This window comes from Streptomyces sp. NPDC031100, assembly GCF_055570785.1.
Map to the genome: position 1 here is coordinate 258,560 of NZ_JBVIGN010000005.1, position 17,072 is coordinate 275,631.

The following is a 17,072-nucleotide window of genomic DNA, read 5'->3' on the forward strand; positions in this document are numbered from 1 at the left end:
CCGTGTGCGCGCCGGGCACGCATATGCCCTTCGCACACGCTCCCCACGCGCCCACCAGCCGAGTTGACTCCTCATGCGCATGCAAGGGATGCGGAAACAACAACGTTCGACTACGGAAAGGAGTGGACCCGTGACCGCCGATCCGGAGCATCCCGTGGTCCATGGAGAACTCGCAGAGTTACGGCGCCGCCTCGATGTGGCGTACGCCCGAGTCGAGGGAGGACTCGCCCTGCTGAGCCACCGCACCGAGGAGACCGCCAAGGAAGTGGACGAGCTGCACACGCGCATGAGCTCGCTGGAACACGCACGCTGGCCACTGCCGTCGGTCGCCGCGCTCACGGCTCTGGGAGCGCTGTTCGTGACGCTCTGGCAGGTGCTGGCCCACTAGCCGTCGGCGAGCCTGAGGTGGTGCAGCAGGAGTAACGCGGCCGCCATGTTGGCGGCCGGGACCTCCCCTCGCGCGATCAGGTCGGGGACGACTTTGAGCGGGACCCATTCACGGCGGTCCGACTCGAAGTCGTCCACGGGATGTCCGACGTACTCGCCCCGCTCGGACCAGTAGATGTGGTGCCGGGCGTCGGTGAGGCCGTTGGACGGCTCCACGCTCATCAGGTGGTGCAGGGGTCCCGGCCGCCAGCCGGTCTCCTCCTCCAGTTCTCTGGCGGCCGCGCTCGCGATGTCCTCGCCGTCCTCCACCACACCCGCGGCCAGCTCCCAGCCCCAGCTGTCGGTGATGAACCGGTGGCGCCACAGAAGCAGGACTTCATTGGCCTCGTTGACCACCGTGGCGACGGCGACCGGCCGCAGCCGGATCAGGAAGTGGTCGAGATGCCGGCCGTCCGGCAGCTCGACATCTGCGAGGTTGACGCTGAACCAGCGGTTTTCATACACAGTTTGTTCGTTCTGTTTCGTCCACTGCACGGTTCTGCCACCTTCCGACGAGTAAGTGGCAATATCGCAGCAGGGACTGTGTACCTACAGTGCGCCTACAGCGGTACGCGCAGTGCACCGTCGATGAGTTCGGCGGCTTCTGCGGTTCCGGCCGAGCCGCAGCGCACCAGGTGCTCGCGTACCGCGCGGAGTCTGTCGCGCAGCCGCTGGGACTCCATCCCGCGGGCCTGCTCGGCCATCTGCACGGCGGTGGCCACGGCCTTGTCGGCGTTGCCCCGGCGCAGTTCGATCGTGCTGAGCATGGCCAGCCGGTGCACCCGGCCCCGGTCGTGGGCGGGATTGTCGACCGCGGCCGCCGCGTGCTCCTGGGCGGCGGCGAGTTCGCCGAGGCTGAGCAGCGCCTCGGCGACCTGGACGTTGACCAGGCCCGGCTGGACGTAGCCGGTCTCGTCGGGCTCGTACCCGCGCCGGATGCGGTCGGCGGCCGTCTCGGCGCGGCGGATGCAGGACAGCGCGCTGCTGCTGTCGCCGAGGTGGGCGTAGGCCTTGGCCTGCATCGCGTACAGGTCGGAGGCGAGCGCCGGGGTGATGTGCGGGCCTGCGGCGCGCAGCGCCGCCTCGGCGAAGGCGACGGCCTGGCGGTACTCCTTCATGAACAGCGCCTGGTTGACCAGCAGCGCGATGACGTAGGCCCCGAGTCCCCGGTCCCCGCTGGCCTTTGCCAGCCTGAGCGCCTGGTGGAAGTAGCGCTGGGCGAGACCGTGCGCGTCGGAGTCGTACGCGCAGATGCCCGCGATCGCCACCAACCCGCCGGTGGCGCGGTGCAGTTGGCGGCCGGTGGCGTCGGTGTAGCTGCCGCGCAGCAGCGGGGCCGCCTCGGCGTTGAGGAAGCCGACGATGCGGGTGCGGGTCGCGATGCCGCCGGCCTTGCGGTACATCTGCTCGTAGTGGGTGCGGGCGGCGCGCAGCATCTCGATGTCGGCCGCGGTGACCCGGTGCCGGCCGCCCCGGGAGACGTCCACGTCCTCGGGCGGGTTCTCCCACTCCCACACCGGCATCACCGCGGGGGTGCCGGTGACCGCGGGAGCGCCGAGCAGATGCGGGCGCTGCTGTTCGTCCGAGCGCCACAGGGCGGTGGCGCGCTCCACGAAGCCGGAGAGCGAGCCGGTGTGCGGAGTGCTCGGCTCGCCGGGGACCCCGAGGCCGATGTCGTCCAGGGTGACCGGCCGGTGCAGCCGTCCGGCCAGCACCTCGCAGATCAGGTCGGGGACTTGACCGCGTGGCCGCTGGCCCTTCAACCACCGTGCCACGGCGGTGTGTTCGTACCGGAGCACGAGGCCCCGCTTCCGGCCCGCCTGGTTGACATGGGCGGCGAGACCGGCGTGCGAGATCCCCGCCTCGTCCAGGATCGCGTCGAGCAGAGTGTTGGGCTGCATGGGAGTGCCCCCCGAGTGGCCTGGTGCCGTCAGCGTAGTGCGTCCGCTTTCACACGGGGTGTGAACGGAGTGCGCGCATCCGCAGCGTGTGCACGCTGTTGCGGAGAGTGTTCTGCCGGTTGACTGAAATTCCTCGCAAGAGGCCGGCCAAGCCGCCGGCTCCCCCTCAGAACGCGGCGGCTTGGCCGCTGGCGGTGTGTTGTGGGGAGTGAGACCTCGCTCTGTCCCGGTCGTTCCGCAGGACCAGTACCGCCACGTCGTCCGTGGGTCTGCCGGCTGTGTGGTGCATGAGAGCCCTGAAGACCGTTCGGAGGACCGTCTGGGGTGTCACCGGGTGATCGCGTACGGCCTCACGCAGTGCTGTGGGGAGGGAGAAGAACCGGCCGTGGGCGTTCCTGGCGTCCTCCGCTCCGTCCGTGAAGAGGACCAGGGAGTCCCCCGGGGGCAACTGTCCGCACGGGTACACCTCCAGCTCCGCGGGGAGCGGGAACGGGCCCAGGGGCGGGAGCGGGTCGCCTCCGGTGAAAGGCTCCACGCGGGTGCCGCTGAGCAGGTACGGCCACGGGTGACCGCAGTTGAGCGCGCGTACCTCGCCGTCCCGGGTGATCTCCAGGAGCAGCAGGGTGACGAACTCCTCGCCCACCGGGTGCTCGGGCTCCTGAGCCCCGCTCGACGGGTGCTCGGCGCGGGAGCGCTCGCGCAGGTGGCGGGCGTGGGCCCGCTCCAACCGCCGGAGTACGCAGGCGAGTTCGGCCTCGTCGTGCGCCGCCTCGCGGAAACTGCCGAGGACGGCGGCCACGGTGCCGAGGGCGGCGAGCCCATGACCGCGTACGTCGCCCATCACCACCCGGACGCCGTGCTCGGTGGCGACGGCCTCGTACAGATCGCCGCCGATGGCCGCGCCGCGGTCGGCGGACAGCTGGGCGGCCGCCACGTTCAGCCCGTCGAGGCGGGGCGGCAGGGGCCGTAGCAGCACGCTCTGGGCGAGACCGGCGACCCGGCGGGCCTGCCGCAGCTCGCGCAGCAGGGCATGGCGGACATGGAATATCAGTCCGGTGCCGACCGCGAAGAACACGGCGCTGGTGACGATGCGCGCGCCGAGCCCGTCCTGCTGGGCGAGCGGGCAGCCGAACTTGTACGCGAGGGCCACGGCTCCCCAGACCGTGGGCCATAAGGCGCCCCGAGCGGTGGGTGCCCGTGCCTTGATGCGGATCATGCCTCTGGTCCCCCAAGTGGGCCCTGACAGAGCAGACGGACCGACCCCGAAAGGCCGGTCCGATTCTGTCCAGAGGCATGGTCCGGAAGGGCCAGATCACCTCTGATTCCCACTCAAACGAGTGACCCAACCCCAGCCAACCTGCATTTATGCAGCAGACGGCATGCCTAACCCCTCAAAACCGCACCGGTCCGCTCGCCGGCCAGGGCAACGGCAGCATCCCGAGCAGCGGACGCCTCATCCACGGTCAACGTACGATCCCCCGCCCGGAAGCGGAGCGCATACGCCAGCGACTTCCTGCCCTCACCCAGCTGCTCCTCGTTCACATACACGTCGAACAGCCGGATGGACTCGAGAAGCTCACCCGCACCCTCGCGCAGCGCCGCCTCGACCTCCGCGGCCGGGACCGGCTTGTCGACGACGAGGGCGACATCCTGCGTGGCGACCGGGAAGGAGGAGATGCTCGGCGCCTGCGGGGCGCCGTCGCCCACCGCCTCCAGGGCGTCCAGGTTCAGCTCCATCGCGCAGGTGCGCTCGGGCAGGCCCAGGGCCTTGAGGACACGCGGGTGCAGTTCTCCCGCATGGCCCACGACCTGCTCCGTGCCGTCGGCGACGACCACCAGCTCGGCGCAGCGGCCGGGGTGCCACGGACCGTACTGGCCCTTGCGCACGACCAGCTCCGCACCGGCCTCGCGGGCGACGACACGCGCCGCCTCGATCGCGTCGGCCCAGTCCGCCGGGCGGCCCTTGCCCCACCAGCCGGCCTGCTCGCGAGCGCCCGCGAGGACGACGGCCACGTGGCGCGGCTGCTCGGGCAGCGCGGCGTTCAGCCCGGCGATCTCCACGTCGGTGGGACGCCGGTCGACGGGCAGATGCCCGGCAGCGCGCTGCTCCGAACCCGGCAGGAAGACCAGGCCCGTCTCGAACAGGGCCAGATCGTGCGAGCCCCGCCCGTCGTTGCGCCGCAGGGCACCCAGCAGGCCCGGCAGCAGCGTCGTACGGAGCGCGGGCTCCTCGTCGTTGAGCGGGTTGACCAGCTTCACGACGCGGCGGGCCGGGTCGTCGGCCGCCAGGCCGAGCTGGTCGAAGACCTGCTCTCCGACGAACGGGTAGTTCGGCGCCTCGACGTAGCCCGCGCCGGCCAGCGCGCGGCCGACCCGGCGGTGCAGCCGCTGGCGGTGGGTCAGGCCGCGGCCCGAGGGCAGCTTGGGCAGCGTGGAGGGCAGGTTCTCGTAGCCCTCGAGGCGGATGACCTCTTCGGCCAGGTCGTTGGCCTCGAGCAGGTCGGGGCGCCACGAGGGGACGGTGACGAGCAGCTCGTCCTGACCGTAGACGTCGCAGCCGATCTCCTGCAGGCGGCGGACGACGGTCTCGCGGCCGTAGTCCACGCCCGCGACCTTGTCCGGGTGGTTCGCCGGGACCGTGATCGTGTGCGGGGTGGAAGGCGCGCTGACCTCCGTGACGCCGGCCTCGGCCGTGCCGCCCGCGAGCAGGACCAGCAGGTCCACGGTGCGCTGCGCGGCGGCAGCGGCGGCCTGCGGGTCGACGCCGCGCTCGAAGCGGCGGGAGGCCTCGGACGACAGCTTGTGACGGCGGGCCGTACGGGCGATCGCGACCTCGTCGAAGTGGGCGGCCTCGATGACCACGTCGCTCGTGGCGTTCGCCCCGTTCTCGGTGGCATCGTGGTCGGCGATCTCCGTGTTGGCGCCGCCCATGACGCCGGCCAGGCCGATCGGGCCGCGCTCGTCGGTGATGACCAGGTCCTCGGCGTGCAGCTTGCGCTCGACGCCGTCGAGGGTGACGAGCTTCTCGCCCTCCTCGGCCCGGCGCACGCCGATGGTGCCCTGGACCAGCCGGCGGTCGTAGGCGTGCAGGGGCTGGCCCAGCTCCATCATCACGTAGTTCGTGACGTCGACGGCGAGCGAGATCGGGCGCATGCCGACCTTCTGCAGGCGGCGCCGCAGCCAGATCGGGGAGCGCGCCTCGGGGCTGAGGCCGGTGACCGTGCGGGCGGTGAAGCGGTCGCAGCCGGCCGGGTCGGAGACCTGGACCGGGTAGCCGAAGGCGTTCGGGGCCGGTACGTCGATCAGGGCCGGGTCGCGCAGCGGCAGGCCGTAGGCGATGGCGGTCTCGCGGGCGACACCGCGGATGGACAGGCAGTCGCCGCGGTTGGCGGTGACGGCGATGTCCAGGACCTCGTCGACCAGCTCCAGCAGCTCGATGGCGTCCTTGCCGACCTCGGTCTCCGGCGGCAGCACGATGATGCCGTGGGTGCCGTCGTCGCCCATGCCCAGCTCGTCGGTGGAGCAGATCATGCCGTGGGACGTCTTGCCGTACGTCTTGCGGGCGGCGATGGAGAAGCCTCCGGGCAGCGTGGCGCCGGGGAGGACCACGACGACCTTGTCGCCGACGGCGAAGTTACGGGCGCCGCAGACGATCTCCTGGGGCTCGCCGGTGCCGTTGGCCTGGCCGACGTCGACGGTGCAGAAGCGGATCGGCTTCTTGAACTCCGTCAGCTCCTCGATGGTCAGCACCTGGCCGACGACCAGCGGACCCTTGAGGTCGGCGCCGAGCTGCTCGACGGTCTCGACCTCGAGGCCTGCCGAAATGAGTTTGGCCTGGACGTCACGGCCGGTTTCGGTCGCCGGCAGGTCGACGTACTCCCGCAGCCAAGAAAGCGGGACCCGCATCAGATCTCCATCCCGAACGGCCGGGTGAACCGGACGTCACCCTCGACCATGTCTCGCATGTCTTCGACGTTGTGGCGGAACATCAGCATCCGCTCGATGCCGAACCCGAAGGCGAAGCCGCTGTACTTCTCCGGGTCCACGCCGCAGGCGGCCAGCACCTTGGGGTTGACCATGCCGCAGCCGCCCAGCTCGATCCAGCCCTCGCTGGAGCAGGTGCGGCAGGGCCGGTCGGGGTTGCCGACGGACTCGCCCTTGCAGACGTAGCAGAGCATGTCCATCTCGGCGCTCGGCTCGGTGAACGGGAAGAAGTTCGGCCGCAGCCGGGTCTTCATGCCCTCGCCGAACAGGGCCTGGACCATGTGGTCCAGGGTGCCCTTGAGGTCGGTCATGGTCAGGCCCTCGTCCACGGCGAGCAGCTCGACCTGGTGGAAGACCGGGGTGTGGGTGGCGTCCAGCTCGTCGGTGCGGTACACGCGGCCCGGGCAGATCACGTAGACCGGCAGCTCGCGCTCCAGCAGGGAGCGGATCTGGACCGGCGAGGTGTGGGTGCGCAGCACGACGCCGGACTCGGTGCCGCCGTCGGGGCCCGCCACGAAGAACGTGTCGGCCTCGCCGCGGGCCGGGTGGTCCGGGCCGATGTTGAGGGCGTCGAAGTTGAACCACTCGGCCTCGACCTGCGGGCCCTCGGCGACCTCGTAGCCCATGGCCACGAAGACGTCCTCGATGCGCTCCGAGAGCGTGGTCAGCGGGTGGCGGGCGCCGGCCGGCACGCGGTCGTGGGGCAGCGTGACGTCGACGTCCTCCTCGACGAGCACGCGTGCGTCACGCTCGGCCTCCAGCTCGCCCTGGCGGGCGGCGAGGGCCTTGTTCACGGCGCCGCGGGCCATGCCGACGCGCTTGCCGGCCTCGGCCTTGGCGTGCGGGGGCAGGGCGCCGATCTCGCGGTTGGCAAGGGCCAGCGGGGAGGCGGGGCCGGTGTGGGCGACCTTGGCCTCGTGGAGCGCGTCGAGGGAGCCCGCTGCGGCGAAGGCGGCGAGCGCCTCGCCCTGCATGCGCTCGATCTCTTCCGGTTTCAACGCCTCGACCTCGACTGGGTCGTACGACTTATTGGGTGCCGACATCTCTTCCCGTGCTTCCGATTGGCTGGCTGAAGGTCCCCGTCACCGACTGGGAGGGCCGCGGGCAGGACACAAAGGTGCCAAAGGCCGAGTCTAACGGGGCGGAGGTGTACGAAGAGCCCGTGGGCCGTCAGGCGAGATACGCCGGGGCCGCCACGGGCAACGTAAATCGGAACTCGGCGCCGCCGGTGGACGCGCGGCCGACCGTGATGATGCCGCCGTGGGCCTCGACGATGCCCTTGACGATGTAGAGCCCGAGACCCGTGCCGCCGCGCTTGCTGCCCCGCCAGAAGCGGGTGAAGACGCGGTTCATGGATTCCTCCGGGATGCCGGGCCCCTCGTCGCTCACCGTGACCGACGTGCCGGTTTCCTCGCCTTCGCGCGGGGATGCCGAGGGCGTGACGTCAATGGTGACGGTTCCCTCGCCGTGACGCACGGCATTTTCGATCAGATTGCTCAGCACCTGGTCGACCTTGTCGGGGTCGGCCCACAGGGCGGGCAGCGGCTGCTCGATGCGGAGCAGGAAGCGGTCGGCGCGCTGTCCGGCGGCGACATAGGCCTGGATGTGCCGGCCGACGGCCGCGCCTATGTCGACGGGCTGACGCCGGACCTCCAGCCGCCCGCTGTCGATCCGGGAGATGTCCAGCAGCTCGGCGATGAGCCGGGTGACGCGGTCGGCGTCGGCGTCGACGGTCTCCAGCATCAGCCGCTTCTGGTCGTCGGTGAAGCGTTCCCACTTGGCGAGGAGCGTGGCGGTGAAGCCCTTCACGGACGTCAGCGGCGAGCGCAGCTCGTGGGCGACGGTGGCGATCAGCTCGGCGTGGCTGCGCTCGGTGCGGCGGCGGGCCTCGGTGTCGCGCAGACAGACGACGACACGGCGGACGGCCCCGAGGGGTTCCACACGGATGTACCGGGCGGAGACCAGGACCTCCCGCCCGCCGGGCAGCAGCAGGTTGCGCTCGGGCTGCCGTACCCGGATGGCGAGGCCGCCGTAGGGGTCGGTGAGCTGCCACCAGCGCCTGCCCTCCAGGTCCTCCAGGGGCAGCGCCTTCTCCAGGTGCTGCCCGAGGGCGTCGGCGGCGCGGACGGCGGTGATGCGTTCGGCGGCGGCGTTGAAGCAGATGAGGCGGCCCTCGTCGTCGGCGACCACCAGGCCGTCGGGCAGCTCGTCCGGGTCGACGACGAGGCCGGTGTCGACGCGGTCGCCGTGCCGGGGCGCGGGTGCGGGGCGTACGTCCCGCCCGCCGGACGCGCTGCTCGTGCCGACACTCATCCCCGTACCCCACCTCTCAGACGGCGCAGGGCCCCGAGCTGGCCACCCTACTAGCTCTCGGTGACGGTTCGGCACCCTCCGGAGGCGCGCTGTGCTCGGGCTGACGCGTAGAGACATACGGCGGCGGCCGTGGCGAGGTTCAGGCTCTCGGCCTTCCCGTGGATGGGGACGCGTACGACGGCGTCGGCGAGGGCGCGGGTCTCCTCCGGGAGCCCCCAGGCCTCGTTGCCGAACACCCAGGCGGTCGGCCCGCCCATGGTGCCCTTGTCCAGTTCCTCGTCCAGGTCGCGGTCACCGGCCCCGTCGGCGGCGAGGATCCGCACCCCGGCGTCCTTCAGCCCCGCCACGGCCCGCTCGACGGGCACGCCGACGGCGACCGGGAGATGGAACAGGGAGCCGACGGAGGCGCGTACGGCCTTGGGGTTGTACAGGTCGACGGAGGCGTCGGTGAGGACGACCGCCTCGGCGCCGGCGGCGTCGGCGCAGCGCAGCACGGTCCCGGCGTTGCCCGGGTCGCGGACGTGGGCGAGCACGGCGACGAGCTTCGGCCGGGCGGCGAGGACGTCCTCGAAGGGGGTGTCCAGGAACCGGCAGACACCGACGAGACCCTGCGGGGTGACGGTGGTGGAGATGTCGGCGATGACCTCTTCGGAGGCGAGGTGGACGCGGGCGCCGGCGTTGCGGGCCTCCCCGATGATGTCGGCGTACCGCTCCGCGGCCTCCACGGTGGCGAACAGCTCGACGAGGGTCGCCTGCCCGCCGGCCCGGTGTCCGGCAGCCTCCCGCACGGCCTGCGGCCCCTCGGCGAGGAAGAGCCGGTCCTTGCCCCGGAAGTTCCGCTTGGCGAGCCGCCGTGCGGCACTCACACGCGCGGACCGGGGGGAGATCAGCTCGGGGCTGACGGGGGGCATGAAAGTCACCTCTGCTTCGGAACACAAGCGGACCCGCAGGCTTCCGCAGCCTGCGGGTCCCTTCAGTCACGTCGGCCTAGGGCCGGCGCAGCGTCACGCAGCCTTGGGCGCGTTCACGTCCGCCGGCAGCGCCTTCTGAGCGACCTCGACGAGGGCGGCGAAGGCACCCGCGTCGTTGACGGCCAGCTCGGCCAGGATCTTGCGGTCGACCTCGACGTTCGCGGCCTTCAGACCCTGGATGAAGCGGTTGTAGGTGATGCCGTTGGCGCGGGCAGCGGCGTTGATGCGCTGGATCCACAGCTGACGGAAGTCGCCCTTGCGCTTCTTGCGGTCGTTGTAGTTGTAGACCAGCGAGTGGGTGACCTGCTCCTTGGCCTTGCGGTACAGGCGCGAACGCTGACCGCGGTAGCCGGAGGCCTGCTCGAGGATCGCCCGGCGCTTCTTGTGGGCGTTGACTGCCCGCTTGACGCGTGCCACTTGTTAACTCCTTGTAGCGGGGTCGTGGGGGTACTCACACGACCCGGAAACGATTGGGTCCCGGTCCAGACGTACGGCGCTCGGAGGGCGCCGTGACGTCACTTGCCGAGAAGCTTCTTGATCTTCGCGGCGTCGCCCGGGGCCATCTCGGCGTTGCCGGTCAGGCGACGCGTCACGCGGGACGACTTGTGCTCGAGCAGGTGGCGCTTGCCGGCGCGCTCACGGAGCACCTTGCCGGAGCCGGTGACCTTGAAGCGCTTGCTGGCACCGCTGTGCGACTTGTTCTTCGGCATAGCGCCGTTCTCTCCTCGTCGGTGGCGTTCCGGTGCCCGGTCACGAAAACCGGGCACGGTGGAGCGTCGTTCTTGTTTCGGTTACATCCTGGGGACTGGCGTCCCCCGGGATCACGCCTCGGCGGAAGCCTCGGCAGGCGCCTCGGTCTCCACGGCGTTCTCGGAGTCCGCGGCGTTCTGCGAGCGGCCGGGGTTGGCCTTCGCCTCAGCCTTGCGGGCTTCCTGCGCCTGGCGGGCCTCGGCCATCGCCTCGGTCTTCTTCTTGTGCGGACCGAGAACCATGATCATGTTGCGGCCGTCCTGCTTCGGGTTCGACTCCACGAAGCCGAGGTCCTGGACGTCCTCCGCAAGACGCTGCAGCAGTCGGTAGCCGAGTTCCGGCCGGGACTGCTCGCGACCACGGAACATGATCGTGATCTTGACCTTGTCGCCCTGCTTGAGGAACCGGACGACGTGACCCTTCTTGGTGTCATAGTCGTGCGGGTCGATCTTCGGCCGGAGCTTCATCTCCTTGATGACCGTGTGCGCCTGGTTCTTGCGCGCCTCACGGGCCTTCATGGCCGACTCGTACTTGAACTTCCCGTAGTCCATGAGCTTGCACACGGGCGGACGGGCGTTCGCCGCTACCTCGACGAGGTCGAGGTCGTACTCCTGGGCAAGCTCCAGTGCCTTCGCGAGTGGCACGATGCCGACCTGCTCGCCACTGGGACCGACAAGTCGCACCTCGGGAACGCGAATCCGGTCGTTGATGCGGGGCTCGGCGCTGATGGATCCTCCTCGGTAGCACCACACGGCGGTCTGGCGGACAGCCGCGTAACGTCTGTGTTCTTTGGACCTAACCGCGCCGAAGCACAAAAAATGCCCCGGACGATCACAGGCGGGGCTCCCATACCTACCGGAGCACCGACGCGGTGACCGCGGGGCGCGACTCGGGCGACTCCATCGTCCGTACGGAACGATGGTGGCCGCCTGACCGGGTGACCCGCCGTCCCGGAGGACGGTCAGGTGGGAGATCGGAGCCTCCACTTGTGGGCTGGGCACAGTCATGTCCAGCCGGTCGTTACACGAGGTTAGCAGCAAAGCCGAGGGACGGCTAATTGAAGCCACGTGGGGCTGTTCAAGGCCCCCCGTCCGGCCTCGCCTATCGTGTGGGGCATGAGTGAGACCCCTCCTGAGAACACCGACTTCGACGCGATGACCCGGGACATCGCCGAGGTCCCCGCCGTCGAGGTGATCGTGACGGTCGCCGTCAACCTGATGAGCGCCGCGGCCGTGAAGCTCGGTCTGACCGAGGAGGGCGAGAAGCACAAGGACCTGGACGAGGCCCGCAAGCTGGTGACCGCGCTCGCCGGTCTGCTGGACGCGAGCGCGACCGAGATCAGTTCCTTCCACGCGGCCCCGCTGCGCGACGGCCTGAAGTCGCTGCAGCTGGCGTTCCGCGAGGCGTCGATCGTCCCGGACGAGCCGGGCCAGGGTCCGGGCGAGAAGTACACCGGCCCGGTCTACGGCTAGATCGGCTGGATCAGCTGGATCGACCGCGGCGGCCGGACCGCCGACGATCTGATCATCCCCGTACGAACAAGGGCTCGCCCGGAGGCGTGGTCCCGGCCGGCAGCAGTGCCAGGTCGAGGCCGCGCACCAGGCGGGCCCTCAGTGTGTCGTCGGCGGCCAGCCGCTCGGCGACCGCGCGGGCGGCCTCGGCGGGCGGGGCGGCGGGGTCGAGGACGAGGGCGAGGGTGCCGTCGGCCTGTCCCGGCCCGAGGTGGGCGCGCAGCACGGCGGGCTCGGCGGCCACGGCTGCGCGCACGGCCTCGAGGACGGCCGGGTCGGCCAGCGGGTCGGCGCTCGTCCGGCCCTCGGCGAGGGCGAGCAGCGCGGAGCCGGTCAACTCGAAGGGCACCGGGCCGGCCAGGTCCAGCACGACCGCGTCCGCCTTCTCGTGCGCGGCGGCCTCCAGCGCCTGGTGCAGGGGTACGGCGACGGGGCGGGCCGCCGGGTCCCAGCGGGCCAGGGAGTCGGTGGACGTGAAGGCGGGCAGGGCGGTGCGGTGGCCGGCCTTCAGTGTGGGTACGGCCATGTCGCTGGTCTTCTCGCGGCGCAAACCGTTCTCGTCCTCCTCGACCTCGCCGAGCACGGCCACCACGGGCACCAGCAGCCGGGCGCCCTTCAGCGCCGCAAGGACGGGGCCGACGGCCGTGCGGTCCTCGGCCCAGGCGGCGAGCGCGGCGCTCAGCCGGGGGTCGGCGGAGCCGTCGTCGTCGGAGAAGCCGGGGTCGGGAATGTTCTTGTTCGCCACGGTCACCGACCCTATATCGGCCTTGTAGGGGGAAGCTGCTGGGCTTGTGCGCGGCCGGAAACCGGGCCGTCACCGGATTCACAGGAATCTCAGGATTCCCTGACGCGGATCTAACGTCCGTCTAACGGAGCGCACAGTCCACGCCCCGAGCATCTCGGGCATGGAGTCCTCCAGAGCCGGCCGTCGCCGCCGTGCCCGCCGCTCCCGGCGCCGCCCGTTCCTTCTCAGCGCGCTCGCCGTGGTCGCCATCGGCGGGGTCACGGCGGGCGGCACGGTCTATGTGAAGGCGCGGGCGCACTCCGGCACCGGGGCCGTATCGTCGGCGGGGTCGCCGTCGGCCTCCTCCTCGGCCACGGCGGGCGAGGAGGCAACGGTGGAACCGGCGACGGTGGACCGGAAGGCGCTGCTGTCCACGGCGATGGCATCGGTGCCGGTGCCCTCGGGAGCGGAGGTGTCGGCGGCGGTGCTGGAGCTGGACTCCGGTGAGAGCGCCGTGTACGGCGAGGCCGCGTTCGACACGGCGAGCATCGTCAAGGTCGACATCCTGGCGACGCTGCTGCTGCAGGCGCAGGACGCCGGGTGGCGGCTGACGGCTTCGGAGAAGGCGTACGCCACGAAGATGATCGAGAACAGTGACAACGCGTCCGCGACGGCCCTGTGGCACACGATCGGGCGGGCGTCGGGGCTGGACGCGGCGAACGAGCGGTTCGGGCTGGCGTCGACCTCCGGTGGCTCGGGTGAGCTGTGGGGGCTGACGCAGACCACTGCCGCGGATCAACTCGCGTTGCTTCAGCAGGTGTTCGGGGAGGATTCGCTGCTGAGCCCGGCCTCTCGGACGTACGTCCAGGGGCTGATGAAGGGTGTGGAGGCCGATCAGCAGTGGGGGGTGTCCGCGGCGGCTGCCGGGGCGTCGTGGGCGCTGAAGAACGGGTGGCTGGCGCGTAGTACGACCGGGCTGTGGGATGTGAACAGCATCGGGCGCGTGACGGTGGACGGGACCGATTACCTGGTGGCTGTGTTGTCCAAGGGGACGGTGAGCCAGGCGAAGGGGATCGAGCTGGTGGAGGCTGCGGCGAAGGCGGCGGTTTCCGGGTTCGCCGCCGCTTCGTAGGGGTTCGAACAGCTCAGCCCCTGGGGAACCTCCTGCGCCCCCTCCACAGGACCACGCCCGCCACCAGCAGGACTGCGCCCGTGCTGCCCGCCAGCGGGCCCGCCCAGTCCGAGGTGGAGGTGGTGGGCTTGGGGGTGTCCGGGCCCGGGCCGAAGTACTTGTCCTCGTACGACGCCGGGCGCAGGGCCCGTGGCTTGAGCCTGGCCGCCGCCTTGAGGGCGGCTGCCGGGTCGATCATGCCGAAGCCTCGGGAGTCGTCGCGGCCGCCCACCGGGGCGTCGCGGGCGGAGTCCTCCAGCAGCTTCTTGATCTGGGCCGGGGTCAGGTCGGGGTGGGCCGCCTTGATCAGGGCCGCGGCGCCCGAGACGAAGGCGGAGGCGGCCGAGGTGCCCCAGCCCGCGTAGTACTTGTGGTCGGGGTCGGCGATCACGACGTCCACGCCGGGTGCGCTGACCGCGGCGTACCAGCGGCGGGTGGAGAAGGCGGCGCGGGTGCCGTACTTGTCCACGGCGGTGGCGGCGACGACGCCCGGGTAGGCGGCCGGGTAGGAGACGTGGTCGCCCTTGTCGCCGCCGTTGCCCGCGGAGGCCACGACGACCACGCCCTTCTTCAGGGCGTACTGCACGGCCTCGTCCTCGCTGGGCTCCGGGTGCGCGGAGTCGGAGTCGTCGCCGAGGGAGAGGTTGATGACGTCGGCGCCGTGGTCGGCGGCCCAGCGGATGCCGTCGGCGAGGGCGTTGCCCCGGGTGGTGCGGGCCTTGGTGCGGGCGGAGTCGCCGTCCTCCAGGATGACCCGCACGGGCAGGATCTTCGCCTCGGGGGCGACGCCCATGACACCGTCGGCGTTGCCGGGTCCGTGGCCGTGTCCGGCGATGATGCCGGCCATGGCGGTGCCGTGCCGGGCCCAGGTGCGGTCGCCCGGCCTGGCGCCGAAGCCGATCAGGTCCTTGGCGGGCAGGACGTTGCCGGCCAGGTCCGGGTGGTCGGCCTCGACTCCGGTGTCGAGGACGGCGACGGTGACGCCCTCGCCCTTGGTGGTGCGCCAGGCCTCGTCGAGGTGGAGGGCGGCGAGGCCCCACTGCTGGGCGCGGATGCCGTCGGCGTGGGCGGCGGCGGCCGGCACCAGGACGAGGGAGCCGGCGAGCAGCAGGCTCAGTGCCGGTCCGGCAGCGCGCACGCGGCCGGTGCCGCGCATCGATCGCCTCATGAGGGTGTCTCCGTGGCCGAGCTGACGGTCTGGCGCAGCCGCCGTTCGATGCGGTCGACCAGGCCCTGGGCTTCGTTGCCGAGGCCGGCCTGGGCCTGTGCCGTGGTGGCGCCGGAGCGCAGGGCGTCCGCGGCGGGCTGGGGCGAGTCGACGGTGCGGCCGTCGGCCCAGCCGGAGACGGCGTAGGCGACGACGGGGGCGTCGGTGAGGACGGAGATCGTCCAGGTGGCGCGCTGTGCGGTGCCGAAGCCGGCCGCGGCGGTGCCCTTGGCGGCGTACGGGCGGGGCATCAGGTCGCTGCGGCGGTCCAGGTGCTCGTCGCGGAAGCGGGCGGCCAGCGAGGACATGGTGGCGGAGTCGGCCTTGGTGAACAGCAGGCCGACGGTGGTGACGTAGCTCTGCGTGGCGTCGGTGTAGGTGGCGCGCAGGAGCCGCTGGCAGCCGACGGGGGCGAGGGCCTTGTGCAGCAGCGGGTCGAGGGCGTCGGCGCAGCCGCTGTCCCGGGCGACCGCGATCCGCGTCCAGGTGCGGTCGGCACCGCCCGGTCCGGCTCCGGTGGCCTGGAGGGTGGGCGGGAACAGCTGGTCCACGGGCACGCTGTGCCAGAGCGTGCCGGCCGCGCTGAACCCGTGCCCGGCCGGGCCCTCACCGTCGTCCCCGGTGAGCCAACTCCCGGTCACGGCACCGCCGATGAGGCCAAGTCCCAGGACCAGGCAGGCGGCGGCAGCGGCGGTCCGGGGGGCCACCCGGACCCCCAGCGGCCGCGCCCGCATCCGCTCGTCGTACCCCTCGGGCTCCCCGAACGACACGACGGGCCGAGCGGCCGCACCGGCACTCCAGGAGAGCGCCGGGTCCGGCGAAGCCGGCGGAGGGCTCCCGGGGTGCGCGGGGTCGCTCGGGCTCCAGGCGCTGCGGAGATCACGCGCGGGTGGCCTGGGGGGCGGCAGCGGCGAGGTCGCGGGTGCCGCGGCAGGGGCCGGGCGGCCTGCGGCGGGCGAGGTCGCGGGTGCCGCGGCAGGAGCCGGGCGGCCTGCGGCGGGCATGGACGCGGGTGCCGCGGCAGGAGCCGGGCGGCCTGCGGCGGGCATGGACGCGGGTGCCGAGGCAGGAGCCGGGCGGCCTGCGGCGGGCATGGACGCGGGTGCCGAGGCAGGAGCCGGGCGGCCTGCGGCGGGCGTGGACGCGGAACCGGGGCGCTGCGGCTCGGGCGCCGTCCGGATCGGCCGCAGCGGCGCAGTCGTCTCCGCCAGGGACTCCGCGGGCGCTCCGGGGCGGCGGGGCTGTGTGCCCGGGTACGGCGTCGGCGAGGAACTCTCGCGAGCGGGGGCGGGGGCGGACGTCGGCGGGACATCCGCACGGCCGGAAACGGACTCCGCCGGACGCCCGGCGACGGGCGCGGACGCGGGGCCCGGGTGCTGCGGCTCGGCCACCGACCCGATCGGCGCACGGCCGGGAACAGACTCCCCCGGACGCCCGACGATGGACGTGGACGCGGTGCCCGGGCGCTGCGGCTCAGCCCCCGACCCGATCGGCGCACGCCCAGCAACAGACTCCCCCGGACGCCCGACCGCGGGCGTGGACACGGAACCAGGGCGCTGCGGCTCAGCCCCCGACTCGATCGGCGCACCGCCGGAAACGGACTCCCCCGGACGCCCGGCGACGGGCACGGAAACGGAACCAGAGCGCTGCGGCTCAGCCCCCGACCCGATCGGCGCACGCCCAGCAACAGACTCCCCCGGACGCCCGACCCCGGGCACGGAAACGGAACCAGAGCGCTGCGGCTCAGCCCCCGACCCGATCGGCGCACCGCCGGAAACGGACTCCGCCGGACGCCCGGCGACGGGCGCGGGGCCCGGGTGCTGCGGCTCGGCCGTCGGCCGGATCCGGCGGAGCCGGGCCGTCGTCTCCGACAGGGACTCGGCGGGCGCTCCGGGGCGGTGGACCGGGCGCGGCGGCGCGGTCGTGTCGGCACGCCCGGCGCGCTCTGCGCGTGCCTTGCGGCCCACGCTCGGTGCCGTGTCGGGGAGGCGGCCCGCGCTCGGCGGGGTGTCGGGGAAGCGGGCGGAGGCGGGGGGCGGAGGCGGGCCCGCCGGGTCGGTGGCTCCGGGCACGGCGGAGGGCTGGAAGGCGGAGAAGCGGGGGGCGCTCGCGCC

General features: G+C 72.3%; 16 protein-coding genes. 3 read left to right on the top strand and 13 right to left on the bottom strand.

Features of this window, described 5'->3' with window-relative positions; all coding sequences use genetic code 11:
* Nucleotides 1–130: 130 nt before the first annotated feature.
* A complete protein-coding gene (locus tag ACZ5DS_RS17015; RefSeq protein ID WP_468238761.1) occupies nt 131–388 on the top strand; it encodes a hypothetical protein in 258 nt (85 codons plus the stop codon).
* Here the strand turns inward: ACZ5DS_RS17015 and ACZ5DS_RS17020 are convergent.
* From ACZ5DS_RS17020 to infC, 10 genes are all read right to left on the bottom strand, one after another.
* Nucleotides 385–921 carry an NUDIX hydrolase gene (locus tag ACZ5DS_RS17020; protein WP_468238764.1) on the bottom strand — a complete coding sequence of 179 codons (537 nt, stop codon included), beginning with the start codon at nt 919–921 and terminating at the stop codon, nt 385–387. The two genes, ACZ5DS_RS17015 and ACZ5DS_RS17020, sit on opposite strands and share 4 nt — an antisense overlap.
* 65 nt (nt 922–986) lie before the next feature.
* Nucleotides 987–2,327, bottom strand: coding sequence for a transcriptional regulator (locus ACZ5DS_RS17025; RefSeq protein WP_468238766.1), 1,341 nt, complete (start codon nt 2,325–2,327; stop codon nt 987–989).
* Between the two features lie 166 nt (nt 2,328–2,493).
* Nucleotides 2,494–3,543: a PP2C family protein-serine/threonine phosphatase gene (locus ACZ5DS_RS17030; protein ID WP_468238768.1), complete on the bottom strand. Its 1,050-nt coding sequence runs from the start codon at nt 3,541–3,543 to the stop codon at nt 2,494–2,496.
* A 167-nt stretch (nt 3,544–3,710) separates the two neighbouring features.
* Entirely contained in the window at nt 3,711–6,233 is a 2,523-nt protein-coding gene (pheT, locus tag ACZ5DS_RS17035; RefSeq protein ID WP_468238770.1) for a phenylalanine--tRNA ligase subunit beta, read from the bottom strand.
* Nucleotides 6,233–7,354: a phenylalanine--tRNA ligase subunit alpha gene (gene pheS / locus ACZ5DS_RS17040; RefSeq protein ID WP_468238772.1), complete on the bottom strand. Its 1,122-nt coding sequence runs from the start codon at nt 7,352–7,354 to the stop codon at nt 6,233–6,235. The genes pheT and pheS overlap by 1 nt, the downstream gene beginning before the upstream one ends.
* 127 nt (nt 7,355–7,481) lie before the next feature.
* Nucleotides 7,482–8,624 carry a sensor histidine kinase gene (locus tag ACZ5DS_RS17045; RefSeq protein ID WP_468238774.1) on the bottom strand — a complete coding sequence of 381 codons (1,143 nt, stop codon included), beginning with the start codon at nt 8,622–8,624 and terminating at the stop codon, nt 7,482–7,484.
* 50 nt (nt 8,625–8,674) lie between these two features.
* Nucleotides 8,675–9,535, bottom strand: a complete 861-nt coding sequence (locus ACZ5DS_RS17050; RefSeq protein WP_468238776.1) for a TrmH family RNA methyltransferase — start codon at nt 9,533–9,535, stop codon at nt 8,675–8,677.
* A 93-nt stretch (nt 9,536–9,628) separates the two neighbouring features.
* Entirely contained in the window at nt 9,629–10,012 is a 384-nt protein-coding gene (rplT, locus tag ACZ5DS_RS17055) for a 50S ribosomal protein L20 (RefSeq protein ID WP_055492778.1), read from the bottom strand.
* Nucleotides 10,013–10,110: 98 nt separating this feature from the next.
* Entirely contained in the window at nt 10,111–10,305 is a 195-nt protein-coding gene (gene rpmI / locus ACZ5DS_RS17060) for a 50S ribosomal protein L35 (RefSeq protein WP_004933563.1), read from the bottom strand.
* Between the two features lie 111 nt (nt 10,306–10,416).
* Nucleotides 10,417–11,097: a translation initiation factor IF-3 gene (gene infC, locus ACZ5DS_RS17065; protein ID WP_468238779.1), complete on the bottom strand. Its 681-nt coding sequence runs from the start codon at nt 11,095–11,097 to the stop codon at nt 10,417–10,419.
* Between the two features lie 363 nt (nt 11,098–11,460).
* Between infC and ACZ5DS_RS17070 the strand changes: the two genes are divergently transcribed.
* Nucleotides 11,461–11,817: a DUF1844 domain-containing protein gene (locus ACZ5DS_RS17070; protein ID WP_468238781.1), complete on the top strand. Its 357-nt coding sequence runs from the start codon at nt 11,461–11,463 to the stop codon at nt 11,815–11,817.
* 52 nt (nt 11,818–11,869) lie between these two features.
* On the opposite strand, the gene ACZ5DS_RS17075 is transcribed toward ACZ5DS_RS17070, so the two are convergent.
* A complete protein-coding gene (locus tag ACZ5DS_RS17075; RefSeq protein ID WP_468238783.1) occupies nt 11,870–12,601 on the bottom strand; it encodes an SseB family protein in 732 nt (243 codons plus the stop codon).
* A gap of 160 nt (nt 12,602–12,761) precedes the next feature.
* Between ACZ5DS_RS17075 and ACZ5DS_RS17080 the strand changes: the two genes are divergently transcribed.
* Entirely contained in the window at nt 12,762–13,712 is a 951-nt protein-coding gene (locus ACZ5DS_RS17080; RefSeq protein WP_468238785.1) for a serine hydrolase, read from the top strand.
* A gap of 13 nt (nt 13,713–13,725) precedes the next feature.
* Here ACZ5DS_RS17080 and mycP read toward each other — a convergent pair whose 3' ends face one another.
* Together mycP and ACZ5DS_RS17090 are read right to left on the bottom strand one after the other, a co-directional pair.
* A complete protein-coding gene (gene mycP / locus ACZ5DS_RS17085) occupies nt 13,726–14,919 on the bottom strand; it encodes a type VII secretion-associated serine protease mycosin (RefSeq protein ID WP_468238787.1) in 1,194 nt (397 codons plus the stop codon).
* Entirely contained in the window at nt 14,916–15,728 is an 813-nt protein-coding gene (locus ACZ5DS_RS17090; RefSeq protein ID WP_468238789.1) for a hypothetical protein, read from the bottom strand. The genes mycP and ACZ5DS_RS17090 overlap by 4 nt, the downstream gene beginning before the upstream one ends.
* Nucleotides 15,729–17,072: the final 1,344 nt, after the last annotated feature.